Here is a 25,371-nt window from a genome sequence, read left to right as displayed (position 1 = left end):
TCCTCAGTGCGTTGATAAAAGAGGTTTGGCTGGGGTAGCAGGACTCGAACCTACGAATGGCGGGATCAAAACCCGCTGCCTTACCAACTTGGCTATACCCCAATTTTTAAGTTCTTGTCCGATGTGGCGTACACGCTATCTTTGTTGTTCTAATTTGTCTAATAGTGGTGAGCGATTCACACCTTTTGCGACAAAACTCTGCCAAGTTTCAGGCATTTGAGCCCTAACTTGTTCGGCTAAAGTGTAGTCAGAAAAAGTGGCAAACACGCATGCACCTGTGCCCGTCATTCGCGACGGTGCGTAGTGTACCAACCACTGTAATAATTTTGCAACTTCAGGATAGCGATTCGCGACTAATTGCTGACAATCATTCCAAGTTTTTTCAAATTTATAGTCTTCCCAACGTATCGCAGGTGTATTTCTGGGCAAATCCGGCGAGGTGAACACTTCGGCTGTGCTGACATGAACATTTGGGTTCGCTACAAGAAAATACTGTTCTTTTTGGGGAGCTGGCGTTATCTCTTCTCCAACGCCTCCTGCAAATGCCGTTAGACCTCGCACAAAAATAGGTACATCAGCGCCTAAAGATAACCCAAGCTCAGCCAGTTCATCTTCACTTAGCCCTGTGTTCCAAAGGTGATTAAGCACCACTAACGTGGTTGCCGCATTCGATGAACCCCCGCCAATTCCGCCCCCCATAGGAAGGCGCTTGTCTAACGAAATAACGGCACCTTTATCACATTTTGTTTTTGTTGCCAGCAGTCGCGCTGCTTTTACAATTAAATTGTCATCGTCTGGAACCCCATCCAGTGGGGTTTCCATGCGTATGGTTGTGTCGTCTGTACTTATGTCAAAGGCGAGTGCATCGCCGTAATCCAGCATTTGAAACAGACTTTGAAGCTGGTGATAGCCGTTGTCGTAGCGGCCAAGTATATGCAAGAAAAGATTCAGTTTAGCAGGGGAAGGCCACCAATCTTTATGTTCTGAAACAGATGAGTTCACTACAGAGTCCACTGATAAATTTTAATTTTAAGCTGAGTATTAGGCATGTCCGGCGTTTCATTCTGGGTAAGCGTTATGCTGTGAGGCAACCATACAGATGTGCCATCATCTAGCTCAATACTACCGTAGTTACCGTAAGCAACTTGCCAATTGCGGCAACCTTGGCAATAGCTTTCAAGGGTATTAACCAACCCTTTTTCAGTTAGGGTGAATTTATCACCGTCTAGCGGTAAGCCTTTTACCCAAGACAATAGTGATTCCACCGGAATGACCATTCCCGTAATCTGATAAATAAGTGGTTCTGGTAAAGCATCTACATACGTTTCACCGTCAGCCTCTAATACCGACTGCTGCTGGGTAACGTTAAGGTTAACCAGACTTACCCCTAGAAAATTGGTTAATCGAAAATCAAAATCACCGGAATCGTTTTTCCAGACTAAATTAAGGCTGGCCGCTTCCTTTCCTTGGCGAAATGCAATTTTTCCGCGCATTTGCCACTGATGTACTTCAGCAACTTTTTCAAGTTGGGCCGTGAGGTTTACCGCGTTTTCTGGGCCTTTGGGAGCGGTTGTGCATGCGCTCAGTACGAAGCAGAGAAACAACAGTAGGGAAATAAAGCGAATCATTAAGGCGCGTTACCTGTATAAAAATAAAACACATTTAATTGTGACATTATGGGAACACAGTTTCACCAACACTTTCAATCATTTTGGGTTTTTCGTACAATGCCGCTCCGACGTTGCCAGCACAGATTTTAATGACTTTACTCGCCCTCGGTATTAACCACAAAACAGCACCAGTAGCACTTCGCGAAAAAGTGGCCTTTACACCAGATTCTCTGGTGGAAGCGCTTGCGAGTTTAAAAAAGCTGGAAGGCGTAGATGAGTCTGTCATTGTATCGACCTGTAACCGCACTGAGCTATACGTTAATACTCAAGACGACACCGGCCAAAAGCTTCTACAATGGTTAAGTGACTTCCATCACTTGGATGTAGAAGAGATTGCCAATAACAGCTATGTGCTCGCGCAGGATGAAGCGGTAAAGCACATTATGCGTGTAGCCAGCGGACTTGATTCACTGATTTTGGGAGAACCTCAAATCTTAGGTCAGGTGAAGCAGGCGTTTGGTGATGCAAAACACTCAGGTATGGTGAGCAGCGAATTTGATAAGCTGTTTCAACATACGTTTTCGGTGGCGAAGCGAGTTCGCAGTGAAACAGATATAGGTGCAAACGCGGTAAGCGTGGCTTATGCAGCCGTTCAGTTGGCCAAGCATATATTCGCTGAACTACCAAAACGTTCAGTGTTATTAGTAGGAGCTGGCGAAACCATTGAACTTGTGGCTCAGCATTTGAAAGAGCAGGGCGTGAGCTGTTTGGCGGTGGCGAATAGAACCGTAGCGCGAGCAGAAGCCTTAGCCGAAACACTAGATGCGAGTGTGTTTACCTTATCGCAAGTGCCAGAGCACTTAAAAGACTTCGATATCGTGATAAGCTCTACCGCAAGCCAACTGCCTTTAATAGGCAAGGGAATGGTTGAGAAAGCCCTTAAGCAGCGCAAAAACATGCCGATGTTTTTGGTTGACCTTGCAGTACCACGAGATATCGAATCAGAGGTTAACGAGCTAGGCGATGCCTATCTTTATACCGTTGATGATTTGCAGCATATTGTTCAGAAGAATTTAGAAAACCGCGAGCAAGCAGCAAAAGAAGCCGAAAAGCTCATCGACAAACAAGCTGGCGACTACATGACGTGGAAGCAGTCGCAGCAATCGATAGATTTAGTAAGACAGTATCGCCAAAAAGGCATGGCACAGCGTGACGATATTGTGGAAAAAGCCAAAGCGCAATTAGCGGAAGGTAAAAATGCCGAAACGGTATTAGAAGAAATGGCGTATAAATTAACCAATACGCTATTGCACCCAACAACCTTAGCGTTACGCGAGGCTGCCATGCACGATGACCCGGCATTGAGCCGATGGATGGGACAGGCATTAGATTTATCTGACTTTTCGTCAGACGATAATAAATAAGGTAATAAGAAGCATATGAAAGAGTCGGTAGTTAGGAAACTCGAACACTTAGTCGAGCGTTTCGAAGAAGTTCAGGCGTTGTTAGGCGACCCTGGAGTTATCGGCGATCAGGATAAGTTTCGCAACTTGTCAAAAGAGTTCAGTCAGCTAGAAGATGTAGTGGCAGGCTTTAATGCTTATCAGCAAGCACAAGAAAACTTGGCTTCAGCGCAGGAAATGTTGAACGAAGATGACGCTGAAATGCGCGAGATGGCACAGGAAGAGATGAAAGATGCCAAGGCGGAAATTGAACGCCTTGAAACTGAACTTCAGGTGCTACTCCTGCCAAAAGATCCTAACGATGATAACAACTGTTTCTTGGAAATTCGCGCAGGTGCAGGTGGTGACGAAGCGGCAATATTTGCAGGTGACTTGTTCCGCATGTACAGCCGTTATGCCGAAAGTCGTGGCTGGCGTTTAGAGTTGGTTAACGCCAATGAAGGTGAGCACGGCGGTTATAAAGAAGTCATTGCGAATGTTAGCGGCGATGGCGTGTACGGCGTATTGAAATTCGAGTCGGGCGGTCACCGCGTACAGCGTGTACCAGAAACCGAATCACAAGGCCGTATCCATACCTCGGCATGTACCGTGGCGGTATTACCAGAAATTCCAGAGTCGCAGGCAATTGAAATTAACCCTGCAGAGCTTCGCATCGATACCTTCCGTGCATCAGGTGCGGGTGGTCAGCACGTTAACAAAACCGACTCGGCTATTCGTATTACCCACTTGCCAACAGGCTTGGTAGTGGAATGTCAGGACGAGCGCTCACAGCACAAAAACCGTGCGAAAGCGATGTCGGTACTTCAAGCGCGCTTAAATCAGATTGAAGAAGAAAAGCGTGCAGCAGAAGAGGCATCTACCCGTAAGAGCCTAGTCGGTAGCGGCGACCGCTCTGAGCGAATTCGTACTTATAACTTCCCGCAGGGACGTGTAACCGATCACCGTATCAACCTGACTATTTATCGATTAGATGAAGTGGTGGAAGGTGATCTGAAACAGCTTATCGACCCAATTTTGCAAGAGCATCAGGCCGATCTGCTGGCCTCTCTTTCTGACGAATAACGCTGTCTTGTTAAACAAACTGTTTATAGAAAAACAATGCGCATAGACAACGCCTTAACATGGGCTGCTGAGCAACTAGAGGGTGGGGAGTCACCCTCTATTGACGCGAAAGTCATGTTGGCGAACATTCTAGGTAAGTCACAAACTTACCTATTCACATGGCCTGATAAAACCTTGGATGCCGCCCAGAAAGCCCAATTTGAAGCGGATGTGGCCAAGCGTAAACGGGGTGAGCCCGTGGCGTATATTATCGGTAAGCGTGATTTCTGGACCCTGTCACTGTTTACCTCGCCAGATACATTAATTCCGCGACCGGATACTGAAGTCTTGGTTGAGCAGGTGCTCAATTGGGCAAATCAACAATCCTCTGCATCCTTATCTATCTGTGATTTGGGAACAGGTACGGGCGCCATTGCGCTGGCATTAGCGAGCGAACTGGCAGAAGCATCCGTTACTGGCGTAGACTACCAAGAGGGGGCGGTGAACCTTGCTACCCGCAATGCTCAAGCTAATAGCATAGCCAATGCGCATTTTGTGCAAAGTGACTGGTTTAGTGCGCTGGCAGGTCAAACCTTCGACATTATTGTTTCAAACCCACCTTATATAGAAGAATCCAGTCCATACCTTAATGAGGGCGACGTGCGTTTTGAGCCTAAAACAGCATTAACTTCGGGTAGTGATGGTCTAGACGACATTAAACACATAATCAATAACGCACCTCAATACCTCAAAAAAGGCGCGCTGCTCGCATTCGAACACGGTTTTGACCAAGGGGCAGCGGTTAACGCTTTGCTCGTAGATGCGGGATTTGTAGACGTCAAAACTGTTAAAGATTACGGCAACAATGACCGTGTAACGCTAGGACAGTGGCAGTAGTTTTTAACCTCCAAAGAAGTTATCTTTTCTGTAGTTATCAAAATTTAATTGCAAACTTGCTAATATTTTGTTTTACATTAGTATCTATTAAGCGGTTGTAAGACCTCAAAAAGCACTAAGTTAAACAATCTCTTACACTACAGGACGTACCAGATGAATGATGACTTTCTTTTCGCAGAAGATGACGATGAAAATGAAGTAGATGATCTGGGTAGCTGGAAAGTACTCATTGTTGATGATGAACCCGAAGTACACGCCGTTACCAAGCTGGCGCTAAATGACTTTAGTTTAAACGGCAAAACCCTTGAGTTTGTTAGTGCCTATAGCGGAGAGGAAGCGAAGGCCATTTTCAAAACCCATGATGATATCGCCGTTGTGTTACTTGATGTTGTTATGGAGACTGATGACGCCGGTCTTAAAGTGGCGGAGTATGTTCGTAACGAATTAGACAATCATTTCACGCGTATTATTTTGCGTACTGGACAACCTGGCCAAGCCCCTGAAAAAGATGTCATCATTAATTACGACATCAACGACTACAAGTCGAAAACCGAACTGACCGCGCAAAAACTCTTTACTGTTATCATTGCAGCGCTCCGCTCATATCGAGATATTATCGTTATCGAAGAAAATAGACGCGGCCTTGAAAAAATTATAGATGCGTCTGTGGATTTATTTTCCTCCCGTTCCCTCGAAAAGTTCATGCAGGGGATTATTCAACAGCTGGCATCTATTCTGGGCTGTTCAAAGGATGCAGCCTACATTACTACAGCGGTGGCAACCACATCGCGTACTATTAATACCAGCAACAACAAATTGGGTGACGACGAACTATATGTTTTTGCTGGCAACGGTGAGTACGCCAGTAAGGAAGGGGTGCCTTTAAAAGACGCGATTAGCGCACAAGAATATGCCCTGTGCGCAAGAGCCATGCGCGATAAGCAAATTGTTTATGCAGAAGATCACGTTGTGGCTTATTGCAACAGTAAAAGCCACAATGGCGCACTCTTGTACTTGTCAGGATTACCGAGACGAATAGGGGAAAGTGATCGTCATCTGGTAAAACGCTTTTCAGACAGTGTTCAGCTTGCTTTTGACAACGTACTTAAAACCGTAGATGTTGAAGCGACGCAGAAAGAAATAATTGAGCGTTTAGGTCGAGCGTTAGAGCATGAGTCAAATGCATCAAATAATCTCACAAGAATGGTTGAAATGGCGCAACTGTTGGCAGAAAAGGTTGGGCTGAACGAGCAAGACATCCACGCATTACGCCTTGCCGTGCCACTCCATGATATTGGGACGTCTATAGTGCCTAAATCTATTTTGCACAAAACGACGCCGTTAACCGAAGAGGAAGTATTTAAAATACGTCAGCATGCTGAATTTGGTTACCAGATCTTGCGAGATTCAAGCCGGCCCACTATCCAACTTGCAGCAATGTTAGCAAAGCAGCATCACGAACGCTGGGATGGAAAGGGATATCCAGACGGGCTTAAAGGCGAAGAAATTGATATAAAAAGCCGTATTGCCACGTTAGTTGATGTGTTTGATGCACTGTTAAACGCAAGGCCGTATAAGCCAGCGTGGACAATTGATAAGGTTGAAGCCGTATTGAAAGAGGAAAGTGGCAAGCACTTCGACCCTGATTTAGTTCAGTGTATGCTAAATGACCTTCCGGCCTTTATGGCAATTCAAGCTCAATTCCCTGACGCATAATGATTTATTTCTCCGTTATTTACGTACTGTAATACGTTACAATAACAGCCTCTAGACAGGCGCCATAATTAAAACGAAGGCAGGTGCTACATGCACCTGTTTTTTTGAGTCTGCTACTCGTATTCTGAGTCTGTCGAATTTTGCATTGCTGTAAAACTAAATCGGCTCAATTAACACCTGTGTTAAAGTAACCAGAAGCAGCCTTACTATCTAATAAGAACAGGAACACATTATGTACATGATGGCTAAACACCTTCACATGACCGCCGTTGGCTTGAGCATATTATTTTTTGTCTTTCGCTTTATATGGAGTCAATTCGACGCTACAGCACTTAGCAAAAAATGGGTTAAAATTCTCCCTCATATCATTGATACCGTGCTATTAGCCAGCGCAATTTGGCTATGCATTATTTTGTCTCAATATCCTTTAGTTAATGCATGGCTCACATTTAAAGTTGTGGGCGTGGTGCTGTACATAGTGTTTGGATTGTTTGCATTGAAAAAAGCCAAAACAGCGTTAGGCAAATGGAGCTTTTTCGTAGCAGCGCTTGTTGTGCTTATGGCAACGGCTATGGTTGCTGTAACCAAACAACCTCTTTTTTAAGATTTAATTGGAAATAGATAATGTCTGAATCTCAACAGATTATTAATGTAGGTAACGTTGACGTTGCCAACCACTTGCCGTTTGTTCTGTTCGGAGGAATGAACGTACTTGAGTCTCGCGATCTCGCTATGCGTATCGCAGAGCACTATGTTGAAGTAACGCAAAAGCTCAATATCCCGTACGTTTTTAAAGCCTCGTTTGATAAAGCGAACCGTTCATCTGTGACTTCTTACCGTGGGCCTGGCATGGAAGAAGGGTTGCGTATTTTTGAAGAAATTAAGTCGACCTTTAACGTTCCGCTTATCACTGATGTGCACGAACCGCACCAAGCAGCTCCCGTAGCTGAAGTGGTGGATGTTATTCAACTGCCTGCTTTCTTGGCGCGCCAAACCGACCTTGTGGTTGCAATGGCAAAAACCGGTAGCGTTATCAATGTGAAAAAGCCTCAATTCTTAGCACCGCATGAAATGCGTCACATCATAGGAAAACTAGGCGAAGCGGGGAACGATAAGGTTATTCTTTGTGAGCGTGGTAGCTGCTTTGGATATAACAATTTAGTTGTGGATATGCTTGGCATGGACGCAATGAAAGAATATGCCCCAGTAATATTTGATGCGACTCACGCACTTCAAATGCCGGGTGGCCGTGCGACGTCTGCAGATGGTCGTAGAGCTCAAGCTGCACAGTTGGCCAGAAGTGGTATGGCATTAGGTTTGGCAGGGCTATTTATAGAAGCGCATCCTAACCCTGATGAAGCACTATGTGATGGGCCTTGCGCACTGCCGTTGGCAAAATTAGAGCCTTACTTGCAGCAGATGAAAGCACTAGACGAATTGGTGAAAGGTTTTGACGCGTTAGATACAAGTAATACCTAAGCTAGTATTTGATGGCGTATGCCGGTGCGAGCACCGGCATGCGTATCAGGTGTGTGAGTTGCTTATTCCGCTTCAGAAACGTTTACGCGCTCTTCACCTTTTGTCATTGCTAATAAGTTCTTGTGAAGCTGAACTTGCGTCTCTTCAGCTAAAATCGCTTTAGACTGCTTTTTCACAACAATGTGCGCATCGTTTTCTGGCAGTACTTCGGCCATTTTTACGCTGGTCATTGCTGTGTTGATTAACGATTGTAGATTGATCTTTTTTGGTTGTGCGTTAGCATTTGCAGCAGCGCTTACAAAAGCCATTACAGAAACACTAGCTAAAAGTAATTTTTTCATTTTCACACCTAATAAAAATAATTAAATAATTGTTGATGAATGTTAAAATGTTTAACAAATGTTCATCATAAAATGCTGAAATTAAATGTTCTTTTTTAATTTCGGGTAAATTATAGTCAGTGGGTGGTGAAAAATAAAACGAGTAAAAGTATGGGTTGTCATTAGAAAAACTAATGAATTTGTCATGCTTCGGTCACACTGGATTAAAAACGATATATGCATCGACGTTTACCCCCTCTCAACGCCTTGAAATCGTTTGAAGCGGCTGCTCGCCATTTGAGCTTTACTAAGGCTGCCGATGAGCTGTTTGTTACGCAAGCTGCCGTTAGCCACCAGATAAAAGCGCTTGAAGATTTCTTATCGATGAAGCTATTTCTTCGAAGAAATAGAACCCTGCTTCTAACCGAAGAAGGTCAAGCTTATTTTCTTGAGCTAAAAGATATCTTCAAAAACTTACAAGATGCGACAGAAAGGCTACTTGCGAAGGGCAGTAAAGGTGCTATCACGGTAGCGATGCCGCCCAGCTTTGCGAGCCAATGGCTGGTACCCCGTATTCATAAGTTTAGTTTGGCGCATCCAGACATCGACGTACGCATCAAGGCAGTTGATTTCGATGAAGGCTTCTTAGAAGACGATGTAGACGTTGCAATATATTACGGCAAAGGTCGTTGGGCTGGTCTTCAAGCCGACCAGCTACATCGAGAGTTTCTAACTCCGCTTTGCTCTCCAATGCTTTTTCAAGGCCCCAAACCTTTATCCAGCCTGTCTGACTTACGGCACCACGTGTTGCTACACGACTTAAGCCGTACTGCATGGAAAAATTGGTTGAAGCATGTAGGTGTGGTTGGCGTAAACGTTAACCAAGGACCGGTTTTCAGTCACTCCATGCTAGTTTTGCAAGCCGCTGCACTCGGTCAAGGCATTGCGTTGGGTAACACGGTACTTGCAAGGCCGGAAATTGAAGCGGGAAGGCTAGTTATGCCGTTTGAAGAACGAGTGGAGAGTCGCGATGCGTTTTATCTCGTGTGTGAGGAATCACAGGCTGAACTCGGTAAGATTGCGGCATTTAGAGACTGGATCTTAGCGCTGGTCGAAGCTGAACAAGAGGACTTGTTGTAATATGACTAAGTTGAACACCATTGCTGAACAGCCTAGTTTTGACATTGAATTGCATGAAGCCGATAAGCCCTTAGCGTGTTTGATACTAGGCCATGGAGCCGGCGCCGGTAAGGAACATGAGTTCATGCAAGACATTGCGAAGGAACTTGTTGCTAGAGGTATATCAACCGTTCTTTTTAACTTTCCCTATATGCAAACCATAAAAGCTACCGGTAAGCGTAGGCCTCCCGATAAAGCCGATAAACTTATGTCACATTTTACTGCGGTGATTGAAACCTGCAGCAAAGATAACAAAGCCTTGCATAACTTGCCTGTGTTCATCGGTGGAAAGTCGATGGGCGGGCGTATGGCGACCATGGTGTACGAAGCGGTGAGCAATGTAAAAGGCGCGATAGCGCTGGGCTATCCGTTCCATCCTCCTGGTAAGCCAGAAAAAACACGCACCGACCATCTGCAAACGGCGTCTAAGCCTTTGCTTATTATTCAGGGTGAACGAGATACCTTTGGTACAAAGAGCGAAGTAGAGGATTACAAAAAGCGCAGCGTATTATCTACAGACATTGAATGCGCCTATTTAGACGACGGCGATCACAGTTTTAAGCCTCGCAAAGCAAGTGGCAAAACGCAGGAAGAACATATTGTTACCGCTGCCACGCTTACCGCTTCTTTTATTGAAGCCCATTTAAATAATTAATGGTTAATTAGAAATCAGAGCGAAAGACTAATTTAATGAAAACTGAAAAACTTAGGTTTGCCACCGTTGCTAAACCTTATCTTATTACTGGCGCATTGCTAGCGGGCCTTTCTGTGGTACTAGGTGCGTTTGGCGCACATGGTTTAAAAAGCGTATTAACTGCACAGCAGCTCAACACGTTTGAAATTGGCGTGCGTTATCAAATGTATCACGCATTAGCCTTGCTGCTTTTGCCTGCGCTGTCAGGCGTTGTCTCATCGACGTGGGCAAATCGGGTAGCGTTTTGTTTCGTTACCGGTACGGTGTTGTTTAGTGGAAGTTTATACGCGCTAGGAATAAGCAGCATAAAATGGTTTGGCCCGATAACCCCTTTGGGTGGCATGTTCTTTATTATTGGATGGGTGTTGTTAGTGATAGGACTGATAAAAGGTCATGATTTAAACAAGCAACAAAAAGAAGAGCAGAACAAAACTCACCACATGCCGGGGGCAGGTAATGTCTAACACCAGTATTTTAGGTTATTGCCGACCTGGTTATGAAAACGATACGGCTAACGAGCTTACCTCTCGTTACGGTGAAGCCCAGTGTTATGGCTACCCATTATCTAAGAAGAACAGTGGCTTTGTACTTTATCATTTATATGATGGCTCGCAGCTTGAGCAAACCATTACCCAGTTTGCTGTTCACGACAGTATCTTCCCTCGTCAACTGGTGGCTGTTTTTGCCACGCTAAACGATATAGAGAAACTGGACAGGGTAGGGCAAGTGCTCGAGGCTTTGAAAGAGGTAGAAAAACCATTTCAAATTTTTGGCGCCATAGACGTCGAATACCCAGATACAGAAGAAGGTAAAACCCTCGCAAAGTTCTGCCGAAAGTTTACTGTTCCTCTTCGCCAAGCCCTAAGAAAAGCGGGATGGCTCACCGCAAAGGAAAATTTAGGTAAACCAAAGCTACATATTTTCTTTGAGTCATTTGAGATTTGCCATATTGGCTATACATTACCCAGTCATGCTAGTGGCGATCACTTGGGTATTTGCCGGTTAAAGTTCCCAAGTGATGCGCCGAGCCGCTCGACGCTTAAACTTGAAGATGCCTTAGTGAATATGCTGAGCGACAAACAGCAGGCTAAGGTACTTCGAAGCGGTGGACGTGCCGTGGACCTAGGTGCATGCCCGGGTGGTTGGACATATCAGCTGGTGAAGCGCGGAATGTATGTTGAAGCTATCGACAATGGACTTGTAGCCGATAGTTTAATGAGCACGGGCTTGGTTGAACATCACGCGGCAGACGGGTTTACCTATCGACCACAATTTGGTCGTGTAGATTTGCTGGTATGTGATATGATAGAGCAACCCGATAGGGTAGCTAAATTGATGGGTGATTGGTTAGTTAAGCACTGGGCAACGCACGCAATATTCAATTTAAAGTTACCTATGAAACAACGTTATGAAACTGTAGTTGAAGCCATGACGTTGCTAAGAGGCCGATTAAATGCCTTGGAAGATGCATTTGCGGTGAAGGTGAGGCATCTCTACCACGACAGAGATGAAGTTACAGTAACAATTGTTCGCACTTCAAAAGATGAGGTGTGATTTTGTTATTTTTCAAAAAAGTGTCATTAATTAATAAGTTATTGATACTTAAAGAAAAGAATTAATGGTGGCGCGGATTTTGGCAAACGAATTTAAGGTTTATGCTAAAAAAGGTGTAAATCTGGTATAGAAATCCTTTATAATCCGGCCGTTTTTTTACACTGAACCAATGAAAGTGAACTAATGTCAGAACTATCTCATTACAGAAACATTGGTATTTTCGCCCACGTAGACGCGGGTAAAACTACCACAACAGAACGTATCTTGAAGCTTACCGGCCGTATTCACAAAATCGGTGACACTCACGATGGCTCAACTACAACTGACTTCATGGAGCAGGAAGCTGAGCGTGGTATTACCATCCAGTCAGCCGCAACAACCTGTTTCTGGAAAGATCATCGTATGAACATCATCGATACTCCGGGACACGTTGACTTTACAGTTGAAGTATATCGTTCACTGAAAGTGCTTGACGGCGGTATTGGTGTATTTTGTGGTTCTGGCGGTGTTGAGCCTCAGTCAGAAACTAACTGGCGCTATGCTAACGAATCTGGCGTTGCCCGCTGTATTTTCGTTAACAAGCTAGATCGTATGGGTGCAGACTTTTACCGTGTTGTAGGTCAAGTTAAGAAAGTACTTGCTGCTAACCCACTAGTAATGACGCTTCCAATCGGTATCGAAGACGAGTTTAAAGGTGTTGTTAACCTTCTAGATATGAAAGCGTACATCTGGGACGATTCAGGTCTTCCTGAAAACTACGAAGTTGTAGATATCCCTGCAGATATGGTTGATAAGGCTAACGAGTACCGTGAGCAACTAATCGAAACTGCTGTTGAGCAAGACGACGATCTAATGATGGCTTACATGGATGGCGAAGAGCCGTCTTTAGAAGACATCAAGCGCTGTATCCGTAAAGGTACTCGTGACCTAGCGTTCTTCCCAACCTACTGTGGCTCTGCATACAAGAACAAAGGTATTCAGCTTGTTCTAGACGCGGTTGTAGACTTCCTACCTTCTCCAACAGAAGTAGATCCACAAGATCTAACTGACGAAGAAACGGGCGAGCCTACTGGTGAAGTTGCAACAGTATCTGTTGACGAGCCGTTCCGTGCACTTGCGTTCAAAATCATGGACGACCGTTTCGGTGCCCTTACGTTTATCCGTATCTACTCTGGTAAGCTAAACAAAGGCGACACTATTCTTAACAGCGCAACGGGTAAAACTGAGCGTATCGGCCGTATGGTTGAGATGCACGCTGACGAACGTACTGAACTTACTTCAGCACAAGCGGGTGACATCCTAGCAGTTGTTGGTATGAAGAACGTTCAAACTGGTCACACATTATGTGATCCGAAGCACCCTTGTACACTAGAGCCAATGATCTTCCCTGAGCCAGTAATCTCGATTGCTGTTAAGCCAAAAGACAAAGGCGCTAACGAAAAGATGTCTATCGCTATTGGTAAACTAGTAGCAGAAGACCCATCTTTCCAAGTTGAAACTGACGAAGATTCTGGCGAAACCATCCTTAAAGGTATGGGTGAGCTTCACCTAGATATCAAAGTAGACATCTTGAAGCGTACTTACGGCGTTGAGCTAGAAGTTGGTCAACCTCAAGTTGCTTACCGTGAAACTATCACACAAGCAGTTGAAGACAGCTACACGCACAAGAAGCAGTCTGGTGGTTCTGGTCAGTTCGGTAAGATTGATTACCGCATCCGTCCGGGCGAAACTAACTCTGGCTTCAAGTTCACATCTACTGTTGTGGGCGGTAACGTTCCTAAAGAATTCTTCCCTGCAATCGAAAAAGGTTTTGCAGGTATGATGGAAGTAGGTCCTCTAGCGGGCTACCCAGTACTAGACGTTGAAGTTGAGCTATTCGACGGTGGTTTCCACGCAGTTGACTCATCAGCAATCGCGTTCGAAATTGCAGCTAAAGGTGCATTCCGTCAGTCAATGCCAAAAGCAGGTCCTCAAATTCTTGAGCCTGTGATGAAAGTTGACGTATTCAGCCCAGAAGACAACGTTGGTGACGTAATCGGTGACCTTAACCGTCGTCGTGGTATGATCAAAGACCAAGAAGCTGGCGCTACTGGCGTTCGCATCAAGGCTGACGTACCTCTATCTGAGATGTTTGGTTACATCGGTCACCTACGTACTATTACATCTGGTCGTGGTCAGTTCTCTATGGAATTCAGCCACTACTCAGCTTGTCCTCAGAACGTAGCTGACAAAGTAATTGAAGAAGCGAAAGCACGTAAAGCTGCTAAGTAATTAGCCTTTGCGAACGTAAGCTGACCTTGGGTTAGCTTACGCTTCAAAAAATACTAAAAAGCCGGTCGCATGACCGGCTTTTTTTATGTCGGGTGTCCCATCCTGAAATACGTTTAGTACATCTTATATGGCAGAAACTTCCCTGACATCACTACGTTGACACGGTCGCCTTTAGGGTCGTTCTCGCGCTGTAAATCCATCGAAAAATCAATGGCACTCATGATGCCGTCGCCAAACTCTTCATGAATTAATTCCTTTAATGTAGTGCCATACACACTCACCAATTCATACCAGCGGTAAATAAGTGGGTCGGTAGGGACTTCTGTGGGTAACGAGCCTTTGTAAGGCACGATTTGAAGCCAAGCAATGGCTTCGTCGGTAAGCTCAAGTAACTCACCCACGGCTTCAGCTTGCTGTTTTGTCATGGCCATTTGTCCTAAGCAAGCTGCTGTACTCCATTCTTTTGATTGACCAACAACTTCGGCAATCTGGCTCCACTTTATGCCTTTTAAAATTTTGGCTGACTGGATCATGTCGGTAACTTGGGTTCTCGATGTAATCATTTACATTTCCTTAAAGGGTTAGTTAAACAAAATGAGCGTAACTAGATTGCTAAAAATAAGTGCCAGTATCAGCACCTTGTACACAAAAAGAGGGTGTCGTTTTACTAACGGCTCGTACTCCGTATGTTGTGATGGATTTGGGTAGCGAAGCGAAAAAAGAAACTCAGATAGTGAAGAAAATCGCTTGTCAGGGTTCACATGCAAAGCACGTTTAAGAGCGCTATCAACCCAATTAGGTATTGGCCGATTAGGAGCCAATGCGGTTTGGTATTTTAACTTTTTCTGCTCGGCCAACGTGCGACAATGAACGAGCTCTGTGCCATAGGGGTAACGCCCGCACAAGAGATAGTAGGTGAGTACGGCTAAGGAGAACAGATCAGAGCGCTCTGTGCCAACATTTCCTAAAAAGTATTCAGGTGCGGAAAAAAGTGCAGCGCCAGGAATAGGTGTGTCACTATAGAGGCTTGGGGCATCGGCTAAGGCTGCTGAACCCAAATCTATAATTGTACAGTGCCCTTGTTCGCTAATAATAATATTGTCAGGGCGTATATCCCTATGAACAATGCCCTGACGGTGCATTGCCTGTAAACCTTTACCAACCTGCTCGATTATATTTCTAACTTGCTCTAATGGCGGCGTAGGGTTATCAACAGCCCATTGAGCTAGCGTTTGACCTTGCACATATTCACTTACGCTGTAAAAAGCAGAAGGAGAGTACGGTAGACCCAAATCAGTAAACGTTGGGCTTTTAATAACGTGTGCCGAATTAATCCGTCTCGAAAACCAGCTCTCTATTAGGAACCCATTTACCATTTCTGGTGATAGGGTAAAGTCGGTAGCCGGCGTTTTTACAACCACAGGGCTGTTTCTGTGCGTAGCTTCACAAGACGAATTGGTGGCAATAAAAACATGGCTTCGGGCCGACGTATAAAGCTGTCGTTCTAGCTTCAGTCCATCAACATCATCACCCGTCTTAAAGTTTGCGGCAGCAGGCTCTTCGCATACATGTTCATCAGACTGCTGATTTGAGTAATGAATCGCAGCATCAGAAACCTCAGAATTGGTTATCAGTTGGTTGCCCAACGGCCTGTTAAGTACAGATGAATGAGGTGAAGTTGAAACGCCTGTATACAGTGGGTGTCTGTGATCGTCTAGGCCATCATGGCTAGCTACAAGAACCTTTACGAGAAGTAAGGTGAGGTTGTCATCGCTCCCTCTAGTAAATGCCTCATGTACTACCAACGCAGCTTGGTTTTCAGAAAGCGTATCGGCCTCACTGATTTTCATAAGAATGGTAGATAGCGAAACAAACTCATAAACCCCGTCGCTACTTATCGAAAACGTGCTCGATGAGTTGAGGGTGAGTGTTGTGTGGTCGATGTCTATATGTGCTTGAACGCCTAATGCTTTAGTAAGATAACTCTGCGAAGGCTCACTTTCCGATACTTGACGATGAGGTTTTGTGAGTAAGACAGGCGACTGTGCGTTCTTAGAAATAGCCTGAATTTGACAATCTCCCACATGAAATACATCCATGTGATTGCCTGTTACCACCGCCACTGTTAACGTGCACACATAACCTTTTTCTGGTGTATAGCAGAAGGGACTTCTTTGCGTACGTGTGTAAAGCAGCGCGTTTATCTCTTTAATAATGGTTTCAGCGCGCATCTTAACCGACCATTGTTCCGGCGCCATATTAAACAGTTTAATAAACTGACTGGTAGCAAAGTCGCTAGCAACTTGGCTAACCGTACTGCTACTTACACCGTCGGCGATAACAAAAACGCTGCTTTGATTTGGGTTATCAGAAACATGAAAAGCGTATGCATCTTGGTTTATCGCTTTAACGCCGGCTGTAGAAAATGCACTTACACTGAGCGTGTTAGCTGGTGGGTTAATTGGGGCGTTTAACGCGGCTCGCTCATTCATGTTTAATTGTTTCTTACCTGCATATTTAATTATGAGCCCAATTAGTTATTTCCAAGGAAACGGATAACGCCATCATGACGTGTCTTGTAGGGACAAGGCATGATGGCTTTAAGATAAGCGCCTTAATTAAATAGGCAGTGTTTGCGATGCAGCGGCTTTATCAACAGGGATAGTACGTTTGGGTAGCGTCTTAACGTGGGTGGTGTACAGGGTTAGTCCAGTAAAGGCGAGGCCACCAACAAGATTTCCAAGTGCAGTTGGGATCTCGTTCCAAATGAAGTAGTCCATAACCGAGAAGTCGCCGCCCATAATAAGGCCAAATGGGAAAAGGAACATGTTTACTACTGAGTGCTCAAAACCCATAAAGAAGAACAGCATGATTGGCATCCACATGGCTAGTACTTTTCCGCTAACGTGAGTTGAAATCATTGCACCCACTACGCCTAGCGACACCATCCAGTTACACAACATGCCGCGAATAAAAATGGTGAACCAGCCTGCAACGCCGTGTTCTGCGTAGCCCAATGTACGAGCTTCGCCAATGCTGGCTACCTTAGTCGCGATGGCACCGCCATCCACGTTATACCCCATGGTAAAAATAAACGACATCATAAAGGCCACGGTTAATGCGCCGCCAAAGTTACCTAAAAATACTAATCCCCAATTTCGTAGAATTTGTTTTGGCGTGACGCCAGGTCGCTGTGCGAGCCAAGCGAGCGGGGTAAGTACAAACACGCCGGTTAATAGGTCAAACCCCATAAGGTAGAGCATACAAAAGCCCACTGGGAATAACACTGCGCCAAGAAGAAATACGCCGGTTTGAACGGCAATGGTAACGGCAAAAACAGCGGCAAGGGCCAATATTGCACCTGCCATATAAGCGCGGATTAGAGTATCTCGTGTAGACATATAAATTTTGGCTTCGCCTGCATCTACCATCTTGGTTGCAAACTCAGCGGGGAGAAGATAAGCCATGGTTTCACCTCACGTTGTCGTTATTAATAAGTTGTCATCTGTGTGTTGGCGTTTACTGTTTCAATGCGTTCCAGAAGATCAAAAAAAGGCGTCCGCAGCGCTCTCGTAAGAAAGAACTGGGGACGCCTTTGTCCAAAACTCATGCATTGTGGTAGCTAACAAATAAACCGTCGGTTATGTGTACGCCTTTGTACTCTAAAGCCCGTTGGCAACTAATACTTGTATAAGCGCCTTCGTACTTTTGTTATCCATTTGTACAAAGCTAAAAAAGTGCCAATAACCAAAATGTACCTAAATGTGTTATTTATTGCTAGTTAAAACAATGGCTTGTGTAAATTCGTGGCTGTATTGATAGACGCTTGCGCCAAGGCACTATTAATTAGCCTGCACTAAAAAGGGGGGAGTGTGAGTGTTTAAGGTGCAATCGGTTTAACCATTTCCTACTTTAATGCCTGTTTTAACATTTTTAACTGACGCTTCATGGTTGGATAAATTTTTGTCTCTTGTGTTCGGTGTGCGTATTTTTCGTGCTCAAATTGTTCACACAGAAGTGTTAGTGCCTTGGCAGCATCTTCGTTTATCAAAGGGTTAACTTCACTCATAAAGGCGGACAAGGTTTTATTCCCTCTTTCTTTTCCTGTTTTAGCTTCAACGCATTTTATTGCGTTTAGTAAAACTCTGTGTGAGGGCGACAGTGTGTTGCGATACGTTTTGGGTAAAAAATAAAGTGCTAAAATAAGCCCAATTAGACCAATGGCGGAAAGAAATACAACTCGCATTTTTTGCGGCGTTAGCGAGCCTAGTAATTCTTCAAGCATGTTGGTTTGCGCAGTATTGTCAAAGCCCAGTACCCATTTACTCCACGAGTAATCGAGCTGTTGAAACCAGCTTTGTAATGTTGCAAAAATAGCAGCGTTGCTAAGGTCGCCCAAAATACTGGCTTCACGAGACTCCCCAAGCTCTTCCAACGCAAGTTCAAGCCCGAAGGTTAAGCGTGACGGTGCCACCATACTCGTTGGGTCGTGTCGAATCCATACACCATCAATAAATGCTTCCACCCACGCATGTGCATCGTACTGCCTTATTTGCAGCACATTGTCATTAAGTGCGCTTCCGCCCTGGTAGCCTGTCACCATTCTTGCCGGTACCCCTGCGGCGCGAAGCACATACACCATGGCGCCTGCGTAATGGGCACAAAAACCTGAGCGTTCTTCAAATAAAAAACGGTCGATGGGGTCGGTAGGCATGGCGTTCGGCGATAGGGTGTAGCGGAAGCCACCTTGATTAAATTCACGCATTATTGCGCTAACTATTTGCTGTGCGCCTGAATATTGTTTGGCAAGCGTCTGTCCCCATGCCCTGGCTTGAGGGTTACCATTCATGGAAACCTGAAGGTTTAGTTGTGATTCAAAATTTCCTATTGCGCTAGTGATTTGCGCAGTTGGATAGTAGCGCAGATAAAACGCTTTCTTACTGGATATTGGGCTATTCGCCCTTAACGTAAAATCAAAAAGACTTCTTACGAAAATACTGTTCTCGCGGTTGTTGGGTGTCGAAGGCGCTAACGCAAACAGCCACGTTTGCTGAGTGGGTTCCACGATAAGTTCATAACTTATCACTTGAGGCGTGTTTTCCTCGGCCAGAGCTGACAAGGGCGTTGGCTTGCCCATGTAAGCTAGCTGTTGCTCTGCCTGTTTGCGTTTGTCGCTAATAGACCAGGTTTTCCCGTCAAAATGTTCTAAGGTCATAGCGCGCCAATACCTGGACGGTGCAACAGGGATTGCTTCTGCGTTTTCAAATGTGGCGCTGAAAGCCAATTCAGACGAACTTGCCAGTGACGCAATATCACCAGGCGTCACTGTGTCAGAAAGCCCGGTTTCAGTAGATTTTGACGTGGGCATCTGCCAAAGCGGAGGGAGTTGGGGAAGCAGTAAGAACAGTAGCAGCGCGATAGGGAAAGCTTGGACAATAAGCACGGTCACGAATTTAATGCTTTTTGATTTGGGTATTCCTGCACCGTGATAAATGGCAGTCGCAAATAGCAGCAGGGCCAGTATTCCTGTATAGCCAATCCACGCAAATACGCTTAGAGACGAAATAAATCCACAGCCGATTAAGAACAAACAGGTACATACAATTAAGTGAAAATCTCGTTTTTTCTCAACCAGCATGATTTTGAGCGCGCATGCGGCGGTCAATAGGTTGATCATGCTATCAAGCAATCCTACTGAAAAGCCGAACCACGATAATGCGAACACTGCCAATATCGCCAGCAAGTTAACCGTGCGTGATGTCGGCAGACTATTTAACGCACTAAGGCCTGCGGCCCTCACTATCACAGCACATCCACCTAGCATAATTACCCATGTCATGAGCGGCGCGGTGAGAGTAAAAAGAATAAGAGAGAAAGCTATGCAGAGCATAAGCACAGCCACGGAGGTTGGTTGGCTAAACACGCTTTTAACAACGGTTAATTGCGTTAAACGGCTTAAGATAGCGGAGCTCATTTTATTGACCTCGCTCTTTCATTCTTTATGGAAGATATTGAGACCGTTTTATTTGAGGTCGAAGAAGCTTGTGATGAATGCGAATTCAAACAAGCAAGCGCACTAAGACATTCGTGCCTATGTTTTACCCCGCGAGCAGGGGCAATGTTAAGCCCTTTGTACTGTATTCCAAATACCCGGTCTGCGCCTGTCCAAGACAATGTTGCATAGGTAAGTGCCGACACGGCAGTTTCCACATCGATGTTTGAGGGAACTGAAAGTACAAAACTGTCGCTTTGCAAGGAGGTAAAGGATTTCGAAACCCAATTTCCGTTTTTCGCCACATGCTTCCATGATACGCGATTAAGCGGCTGTCCAACTTCGTAATCGTTTAATGCGTAGAAGTCCTCGTTACTTGTAAGGTCGTTAACCTGACTGACGCTATCCGACTCATTAGAACTCGCTACCTTATTAACAGTGACCGGACCTTCTTGAGGTTTTGCATAGACAGTAACCTGTTGGTCAAAATCGAGGTGGGTCCAGCATTTGTATAATCCCAACGGAAAATCGCATGCAATGGTTAGTCTGCCCAGTGCAAATCGCCCCCGTACTGGTATTGAAAGAGGCACGCTGAGGGTTTGCGTTTGTCTTGTATCCGTAACTTCATTGTCGTTTAAAGAAAAGCTGTACGTCTGCTGATCCACTGAGGTGTCTTGATTGCTTGCATGAACAGCGGTTTTCATGGGACGCGCTGTATTTAGCCACTTTATTGCTAATACACCATTGCACGTTTTCGTTGGCGCTGCCGCGTGAGGGATAACCTGAAGCTGCAATTCACCCTGTAAGTTACAGTGAAATGGACTGGGGGGCGTCGCTTTAAGCGCTAAACGCGCAAAGTTTTGATGAGTGTAAAACAGCGTTAATAGCATAATGCTTAAGCACAAATAGCTAAGCAGCAACATCAAGTTGTTTTGGTAGTTAGTGCCAAGTAAAAACAAACACAGCGATAGAATAATAAAAGACCAACCGAATCCGCTCGGCAATATAAAAATACTGTTTAAGTTGAGGTGATGTTCGTGAGAAGCCGGAACTCGCCTGTCTAACCACTTTAATAGCCTACGTTGTAGGTAATTCGAAAGTGAAGCTGGCATTCTACGCACCTTTAGCGCTCCGAAAATTCATGAATGCTAGGCTGCCAGTGGGTCAATACTATCGAGTAATTTCTTGCTCAGTTTTTCACCGTCAAAAGCATGGGTTTGCTGCCCTTGTGCCAACTGATGTGAAGACAATGTTAGCCTATGAGCGGTAATGGCCACGAAGACGGCCTGTACATCTTCGGGAGTAACATATGATTTTCCGGAAACAAACGCCCAAGCTTTGGCACCTTGTAGTATCGCTCTACTCGCTCGTGGCGATAGGGGGTTAGGGTAATCATTACTTTCTCGACTTTCACTCACCAATCTTAGAATGTAATGAATAATGGCATCGCTGGTATGAATAGTGGCTACCTCTCGTTGCATCTCGCGCAAATTCTCCTCATTTAGTATTTGTGCAAGCGGTGCTGATGCATCCTGTTGCAATAGCATGGCTTTTTCTGCTTCCCACGCTGGATAGCCCAAAGAGATACGCATAAAGAAACGGTCGAGTTGGGACTCTGGCAAGGGATAAGTGCCCGATTGATAGCTTGGGTTTTGTGTAGCAATAACAAAAAATGGAGAGGGTAGCGCGTGGGTTACACCATCTATACTTACTTGTCGCTCTTCCATCGCTTCTAACAGGGCGCTTTGTGTTTTGGGGCTGGCTCTGTTTAGCTCGTCCGCTAACACCACTTGGCTAAAAATAGGGCCGTGTCTAAACGAAAAGCGCTTTGCCTCGTCTTGTTCATTACTATGAAAAATGTTTACGCCCAACATATCTGATGGGAGTAAGTCAGAAGTAAATTGAATGCGAGAATATTGTAGGCCAAAAACTTGTGAAAGCGCATGAGAAAGGGTGGTTTTACCCATTCCCGGTAAGTCTTCAATTAATAAGTGGCCATTGGCAAGTAAACAAGTTATTGCGAGTTTTAATTGGTGATCTTTACCAATAATTTTCTGACTAAGAGCCCGCTGTACGTTAATGATATCTTGGCGCATATGATTGTCACTTAAGTTTAAAGTTACTCTGTCACACTACGTATTAAACAGTGAGAAAGCGATTAAGGCTTTTCTAAGGATGTTGCGCAATGATGTTTAAGTTCATGTCTGAGTTCATGTTCTAGCTTACATGTTTAGCGAACGGTAACGAGTGCCGACAATGTGGTGTTTCGAAGGTCACTACTTCTTAATAATAGCAACGATAGTGAAAGGCTTTCTATTGAAATGCCTGTTAAATTTCATACGCAGGTATATCAGCGACTTGATGGTTCGTTGCGTTGTTTCTCCTATGTTCTTAATGTTGTTAAGGCGACGTCTATTTTTGAAAAAGTAAAAACGGCTTACATGGACTTTATCGACAGCAAATACGACGGAATGGGAAGCAGTAAAACGTCACTTTCTTATCTTATTAGCATAGATTCCCGCAAAACATCTGTTATTAAGTGCTGCGTAGTTTATCTGTGTTGTCTATAATGGTGCCTCTTAAAAAGGAAGTAGTTATGAAAAGCATTGAAATAGATGACGATTTATATGCCTTCATCGCCAGCCAAACGAAGCATATTGGTGAGAGTGCATCACAAATTTTAAGACGTTTACTTTTGCCTGAAGACGGTGCCGTGTCCCACGGTGTCCAGCATGGTGGGGCTTCATCTACATCTGTAAAAACAAGCGAACCAAAAAGTACAGACGTTGTAGAAACCGCAGATAACGCAAGTGAGTCAACACCCGAAGTTGAAACTCAAGTGGCGACTAAAGTACAAACCAAAGCGCCTTCTAAAGCGACAGCCAGTTCAGCAGTTAAAGCAGCGCCAAAGGCTGCAGCGAAGAAAGCTCCAGCTAAAGCAACGGCAGCAAAAGCGCCTGCGAACTCAAGGGCAGCTAAAAAGGTTTCGGAAGTTTCTTCAGTAACGCCAGCAACAGAAGCTCACTCGAAAAGAGACATTCTTGAAGCGGTGTCAAAAGATGCATTAGGCACATTTACCAAGCGCGTTGATCAATTCCTGTTTGTTTTAAGTGCAGCGCACAAGCTTAATGCAGAAAACTTTACTCGTGTTGAAAGTATAAAAGGTAAAAACCGTACGTACTTTGCGACAAGTAAGGCGGCATTGTTGGAAAACGGCAGCAGTACTAATCCTAAAGCTATCCCTGATAGCCCGTTCTGGGTGGTAACAAATAACAATACTGCCAAGAAAACGAATATGCTGGAACAAGTTTTGCGTAACTTAGGCTATCAACCCGATGTTATTGAAACCGTGATTGCGCGTTTCTCTTCAGAAGGTAAATAGCAAGCCAAGGTATAGAACAACGAAACTTCTAAATAAGGATTTTTTTCATGGCATTACATCCGCAGGCTGGACAGCATGCAGCAAAAGAGCAACTCATTAACGTAGCGCAGTTAGTGAGCCAGTATTACAGCTATAAACCGGATATGAATGACCCGGGTCAAGCGGTCTCTTTTGGCACGTCAGGTCACAGAGGTACAGCTTCCAACGCTACGTTTACCGATACCCACATCAGTGCAATTTGCCAAGCATTGGTAGAGTATCGTAAACAAGAAGGTATCGACGGTCCGCTGTTCGTTGGTAAAGATACCCACGCGTTATCTGAGCCTGCCATGATTACCGCTATCGAAGTTTTGTGTGCAAACGGTGTCAATGTTGTCGTGCAGCGCGCAGACAATGAAAGCATGGGCTATACGCCGACACCTGTTATTTCACGTACTATTATTCGCTACAATCGCGCAGGTAACACCGACAAGGCAGATGGTATCGTCATTACGCCTTCTCATAACCCTCCTTCAGACGGTGGATTTAAGTACAACCCGCCTCACGGTGGCCCTGCCGATAGTGATGTAACCAAACAAATTCAAGAACGCGCCAATGAATTAATTGCCCATGGCAATAAGAATGTTAAGCGCATTGATATTCGTCAAGCTACCGCGCGCAAATTGGTTCGTGAAGAAGACTTCATGGAACCTTACATTGAAGACCTTGCAAGCGTTATCGACATGGAAGCGATTGCAAAAGCTAACTTGAAGTTAGGTACTGACCCATTAGGTGGTGCAGGCATAGGTTATTGGTCGCGAATTGCAGATAAATATGGCTTGGACATTACCGTTGTTAACGACGCGGTTGACCCACAGTTTGGTTTTATGCGCCGTGACAAAGACGGTAAGCTTCGCATGGATTGTTCGTCTGCCTATGCGATGGCAGGGCTTATCGAGCTGAAAGATAACTTTGACTTAGCTTGGGGCAATGATCCTGATTTCGATCGTCACGGTATTGTGTGCAAAAGTGCGGGCCTAATGAACCCAAACCATTATTTGGCCGTGGCTATTAACTACCTTTATACTCACCGCCCAGAATGGCCTAGCGATTTAAATATCGGTAAAACACTGGTGTCTAGCAGTATGATTGATCGCGTAGCCAACAGCTTAGGTAAACCTTTAGCTGAAATGCCAGTAGGCTTTAAATGGTTTGTTGATGGTTTATCAAACAGCACTATTGGTTTTGCGGGTGAAGAAAGTGCTGGTGGAATTTTCCTTGAACGCAATGGAAGCACGTGGGCGACAGACAAAGACGGCTTTATTCTTTGTTTGCTGGCAGCTGAAATCCTAGCCATCACAGGTAAAGATCCTGGCGAGCACTACAAAGCGCTAACGGAAAAATTTGCAGCGCCGGTTTACAGCCGTGTTGACGTGGCAGCAACCCTTGAACAAAAGCAAAAGCTTTCGGCGATGGATGCATCTGTCGTCACTAGCGATACGTTGGCGGGCGAGCCTATCACTGCCGTTCAAACCCATGCACCAGGTAATAACGCGGCAATTGGTGGCGTTAAAGTATCGACAGAAAATGGCTGGTTCGCAGCGCGTCCTTCTGGCACCGAACAAATTTATAAAATCTATGCGGAAAGCTTTAACGGTGAAAGCCACTTACAGGATCTAATTGCTGAAGCCGAAGCCTTAGTCGGAAAAATAATTAAATAAGTACAAAAATAAATCACTTTAAATTCCTTTTTGTAAATGAATTGTTATAAATCGCATGAATGCATACGAATTC

The 25,371-nt window shown here is 44.9% G+C and carries 22 protein-coding genes and 1 tRNA gene; 13 read left to right on the top strand and 10 right to left on the bottom strand.

The annotated features are described in order from the left end of the window. Positions 1-26: 26 nt before the first annotated feature. The 3 genes from MHN09_RS11775 to lolB form a co-directional block, all read right to left on the bottom strand. A tRNA-Gln gene (locus tag MHN09_RS11775) sits at positions 27-102 on the bottom strand. Between the two features lie 33 nt (positions 103-135). After that, on the bottom strand, positions 136-1,002 hold the full coding sequence (gene ispE, locus MHN09_RS11770) for a 4-(cytidine 5'-diphospho)-2-C-methyl-D-erythritol kinase (protein ID WP_049588856.1): 867 nt from the start codon (positions 1,000-1,002) through the stop codon (positions 136-138). Further along, the gene (gene lolB, locus MHN09_RS11765; protein ID WP_049588857.1) at positions 1,002-1,628 is read right to left on the bottom strand and encodes a lipoprotein insertase outer membrane protein LolB; all 627 of its coding nucleotides are present in this window, start codon (positions 1,626-1,628) and stop codon (positions 1,002-1,004) included. The genes ispE and lolB overlap by 1 nt, the downstream gene beginning before the upstream one ends. Positions 1,629-1,759: 131 nt before the next feature. Here lolB and hemA point away from each other — a divergent pair, with 131 nt between their 5' ends. From hemA to kdsA, 6 genes are all read left to right on the top strand, one after another. After that, a complete protein-coding gene (gene hemA, locus MHN09_RS11760; RefSeq protein ID WP_014949017.1) occupies positions 1,760-3,034 on the top strand; it encodes a glutamyl-tRNA reductase in 1,275 nt (424 codons plus the stop codon). A gap of 15 nt (positions 3,035-3,049) precedes the next feature. Then, complete coding sequence (gene prfA / locus MHN09_RS11755) at positions 3,050-4,135, top strand: peptide chain release factor 1 (RefSeq protein WP_239240848.1); 1,086 nt, start codon at positions 3,050-3,052, stop codon at positions 4,133-4,135. 36 nt (positions 4,136-4,171) lie between these two features. Then, a complete protein-coding gene (gene prmC / locus MHN09_RS11750) occupies positions 4,172-5,011 on the top strand; it encodes a peptide chain release factor N(5)-glutamine methyltransferase (protein WP_239240845.1) in 840 nt (279 codons plus the stop codon). A gap of 153 nt (positions 5,012-5,164) precedes the next feature. Further along, a complete protein-coding gene (locus MHN09_RS11745) occupies positions 5,165-6,727 on the top strand; it encodes a response regulator (protein ID WP_014949020.1) in 1,563 nt (520 codons plus the stop codon). A 238-nt stretch (positions 6,728-6,965) separates the two neighbouring features. Further along, a complete protein-coding gene (locus MHN09_RS11740; RefSeq protein WP_230598726.1) occupies positions 6,966-7,331 on the top strand; it encodes a SirB2 family protein in 366 nt (121 codons plus the stop codon). A gap of 20 nt (positions 7,332-7,351) precedes the next feature. Next, positions 7,352-8,206 carry a 3-deoxy-8-phosphooctulonate synthase gene (kdsA, locus tag MHN09_RS11735; protein ID WP_014949022.1) on the top strand — a complete coding sequence of 285 codons (855 nt, stop codon included), beginning with the start codon at positions 7,352-7,354 and terminating at the stop codon, positions 8,204-8,206. 62 nt (positions 8,207-8,268) lie between these two features. Here the strand turns inward: kdsA and MHN09_RS11730 are convergent, their stop codons facing one another. Then, a complete protein-coding gene (locus MHN09_RS11730; RefSeq protein ID WP_239240842.1) occupies positions 8,269-8,547 on the bottom strand; it encodes a hypothetical protein in 279 nt (92 codons plus the stop codon). Between the two features lie 216 nt (positions 8,548-8,763). Between MHN09_RS11730 and MHN09_RS11725 the strand changes: the two genes are divergently transcribed. The 5 genes from MHN09_RS11725 to fusA all read left to right on the top strand — a co-directional run bounded on the left by MHN09_RS11725 (position 8,764) and on the right by fusA (position 14,224). Beyond that, complete coding sequence (locus MHN09_RS11725; RefSeq protein WP_014949024.1) at positions 8,764-9,666, top strand: transcriptional regulator GcvA; 903 nt, start codon at positions 8,764-8,766, stop codon at positions 9,664-9,666. Between the two features lies 1 nt (position 9,667). Then, on the top strand, positions 9,668-10,360 hold the full coding sequence (locus tag MHN09_RS11720; protein WP_014976158.1) for an alpha/beta family hydrolase: 693 nt from the start codon (positions 9,668-9,670) through the stop codon (positions 10,358-10,360). Positions 10,361-10,395: 35 nt separating this feature from the next. Beyond that, positions 10,396-10,863: a DUF423 domain-containing protein gene (locus MHN09_RS11715; RefSeq protein WP_168532828.1), complete on the top strand. Its 468-nt coding sequence runs from the start codon at positions 10,396-10,398 to the stop codon at positions 10,861-10,863. Next, on the top strand, positions 10,856-11,953 hold the full coding sequence (rlmM, locus tag MHN09_RS11710; RefSeq protein WP_239240839.1) for a 23S rRNA (cytidine(2498)-2'-O)-methyltransferase RlmM: 1,098 nt from the start codon (positions 10,856-10,858) through the stop codon (positions 11,951-11,953). The genes MHN09_RS11715 and rlmM overlap by 8 nt, the downstream gene beginning before the upstream one ends. Before the next feature lie 183 nt (positions 11,954-12,136). After that, a complete protein-coding gene (gene fusA, locus MHN09_RS11705) occupies positions 12,137-14,224 on the top strand; it encodes an elongation factor G (protein ID WP_049588862.1) in 2,088 nt (695 codons plus the stop codon). A gap of 113 nt (positions 14,225-14,337) precedes the next feature. On the opposite strand, the gene cynS is transcribed toward fusA, so the two are convergent. The 6 genes from cynS to MHN09_RS11675 all read right to left on the bottom strand — a co-directional run bounded on the left by cynS (position 14,338) and on the right by MHN09_RS11675 (position 22,312). Further along, a complete protein-coding gene (cynS, locus tag MHN09_RS11700; protein WP_239240837.1) occupies positions 14,338-14,787 on the bottom strand; it encodes a cyanase in 450 nt (149 codons plus the stop codon). 18 nt (positions 14,788-14,805) lie between these two features. After that, on the bottom strand, positions 14,806-16,716 hold the full coding sequence (locus MHN09_RS11695) for a protein phosphatase 2C domain-containing protein (RefSeq protein WP_239240835.1): 1,911 nt from the start codon (positions 16,714-16,716) through the stop codon (positions 14,806-14,808). 126 nt (positions 16,717-16,842) lie between these two features. Then, positions 16,843-17,691, bottom strand: coding sequence for a formate/nitrite transporter family protein (locus tag MHN09_RS11690; protein WP_014949030.1), 849 nt, complete (start codon positions 17,689-17,691; stop codon positions 16,843-16,845). 440 nt (positions 17,692-18,131) lie between these two features. Then, positions 18,132-20,198 (bottom strand): DUF3488 and transglutaminase-like domain-containing protein, encoded by a 2,067-nt coding sequence (locus MHN09_RS11685; protein ID WP_239240834.1) that lies wholly within the window; start codon positions 20,196-20,198, stop codon positions 18,132-18,134. Beyond that, positions 20,195-21,328, bottom strand: a complete 1,134-nt coding sequence (locus MHN09_RS11680; protein ID WP_239240832.1) for a DUF58 domain-containing protein — start codon at positions 21,326-21,328, stop codon at positions 20,195-20,197. Before MHN09_RS11680 ends, MHN09_RS11685 begins: the two co-directional genes overlap by 4 nt. A 36-nt stretch (positions 21,329-21,364) precedes the next feature. Next, the gene (locus tag MHN09_RS11675) at positions 21,365-22,312 is read right to left on the bottom strand and encodes a MoxR family ATPase (RefSeq protein ID WP_239240830.1); all 948 of its coding nucleotides are present in this window, start codon (positions 22,310-22,312) and stop codon (positions 21,365-21,367) included. Between the two features lie 500 nt (positions 22,313-22,812). On the opposite strand from MHN09_RS11675, the gene seqA reads away from it, so the two are divergent. Together seqA and pgm are read left to right on the top strand one after the other, a co-directional pair. Then, entirely contained in the window at positions 22,813-23,598 is a 786-nt protein-coding gene (gene seqA / locus MHN09_RS11670; RefSeq protein ID WP_239240828.1) for a replication initiation negative regulator SeqA, read from the top strand. A gap of 47 nt (positions 23,599-23,645) precedes the next feature. Then, positions 23,646-25,298 (top strand): phosphoglucomutase (alpha-D-glucose-1,6-bisphosphate-dependent), encoded by a 1,653-nt coding sequence (gene pgm / locus MHN09_RS11665; protein WP_239240826.1) that lies wholly within the window; start codon positions 23,646-23,648, stop codon positions 25,296-25,298. Positions 25,299-25,371: the final 73 nt, after the last annotated feature.

This window comes from Alteromonas sp. MmMcT2-5 (genome assembly GCF_022348315.1).
GTDB classification, from domain to species: domain Bacteria; phylum Pseudomonadota; class Gammaproteobacteria; order Enterobacterales; family Alteromonadaceae; genus Alteromonas; species Alteromonas macleodii.
The sequence above is the reverse complement of the archived record's forward strand: the minus strand, read 5'-3'. Positions and strand labels throughout refer to the sequence as shown.

What these genes read in the sequence shown, in the direction of transcription:
- MHN09_RS11725 (WP_014949024.1), top strand. Translation starts at nt 8,764, where the DNA reads ATGCATCGACGTTTACCCCCTCTCAACGCCTTGAAATCGTTTGAAGCG.
- MHN09_RS11740 (WP_230598726.1), top strand. Translation starts at nt 6,966, where the DNA reads ATGATGGCTAAACACCTTCACATGACCGCCGTTGGCTTGAGCATATTA.
- lolB (WP_049588857.1), bottom strand. Translation starts at nt 1,628, where the DNA reads ATGATTCGCTTTATTTCCCTACTGTTGTTTCTCTGCTTCGTACTGAGC.
- prfA (WP_239240848.1), top strand. Translation starts at nt 3,050, where the DNA reads ATGAAAGAGTCGGTAGTTAGGAAACTCGAACACTTAGTCGAGCGTTTC.
- MHN09_RS11680 (WP_239240832.1), bottom strand. Translation starts at nt 21,328, where the DNA reads ATGCCAGCTTCACTTTCGAATTACCTACAACGTAGGCTATTAAAGTGG.
- MHN09_RS11685 (WP_239240834.1), bottom strand. Translation starts at nt 20,198, where the DNA reads ATGAGCTCCGCTATCTTAAGCCGTTTAACGCAATTAACCGTTGTTAAA.
- MHN09_RS11690 (WP_014949030.1), bottom strand. Translation starts at nt 17,691, where the DNA reads ATGGCTTATCTTCTCCCCGCTGAGTTTGCAACCAAGATGGTAGATGCA.
- fusA (WP_049588862.1), top strand. Translation starts at nt 12,137, where the DNA reads ATGTCAGAACTATCTCATTACAGAAACATTGGTATTTTCGCCCACGTA.
- MHN09_RS11745 (WP_014949020.1), top strand. Translation starts at nt 5,165, where the DNA reads ATGAATGATGACTTTCTTTTCGCAGAAGATGACGATGAAAATGAAGTA.
- prmC (WP_239240845.1), top strand. Translation starts at nt 4,172, where the DNA reads ATGCGCATAGACAACGCCTTAACATGGGCTGCTGAGCAACTAGAGGGT.
- MHN09_RS11730 (WP_239240842.1), bottom strand. Translation starts at nt 8,547, where the DNA reads ATGAAAAAATTACTTTTAGCTAGTGTTTCTGTAATGGCTTTTGTAAGC.
- MHN09_RS11675 (WP_239240830.1), bottom strand. Translation starts at nt 22,312, where the DNA reads ATGCGCCAAGATATCATTAACGTACAGCGGGCTCTTAGTCAGAAAATT.
- MHN09_RS11695 (WP_239240835.1), bottom strand. Translation starts at nt 16,716, where the DNA reads ATGAATGAGCGAGCCGCGTTAAACGCCCCAATTAACCCACCAGCTAAC.
- pgm (WP_239240826.1), top strand. Translation starts at nt 23,646, where the DNA reads ATGGCATTACATCCGCAGGCTGGACAGCATGCAGCAAAAGAGCAACTC.
- MHN09_RS11720 (WP_014976158.1), top strand. Translation starts at nt 9,668, where the DNA reads ATGACTAAGTTGAACACCATTGCTGAACAGCCTAGTTTTGACATTGAA.
- cynS (WP_239240837.1), bottom strand. Translation starts at nt 14,787, where the DNA reads ATGATTACATCGAGAACCCAAGTTACCGACATGATCCAGTCAGCCAAA.
- seqA (WP_239240828.1), top strand. Translation starts at nt 22,813, where the DNA reads ATGAAAAGCATTGAAATAGATGACGATTTATATGCCTTCATCGCCAGC.
- kdsA (WP_014949022.1), top strand. Translation starts at nt 7,352, where the DNA reads ATGTCTGAATCTCAACAGATTATTAATGTAGGTAACGTTGACGTTGCC.
- rlmM (WP_239240839.1), top strand. Translation starts at nt 10,856, where the DNA reads ATGTCTAACACCAGTATTTTAGGTTATTGCCGACCTGGTTATGAAAAC.
- hemA (WP_014949017.1), top strand. Translation starts at nt 1,760, where the DNA reads ATGACTTTACTCGCCCTCGGTATTAACCACAAAACAGCACCAGTAGCA.
- MHN09_RS11715 (WP_168532828.1), top strand. Translation starts at nt 10,396, where the DNA reads ATGAAAACTGAAAAACTTAGGTTTGCCACCGTTGCTAAACCTTATCTT.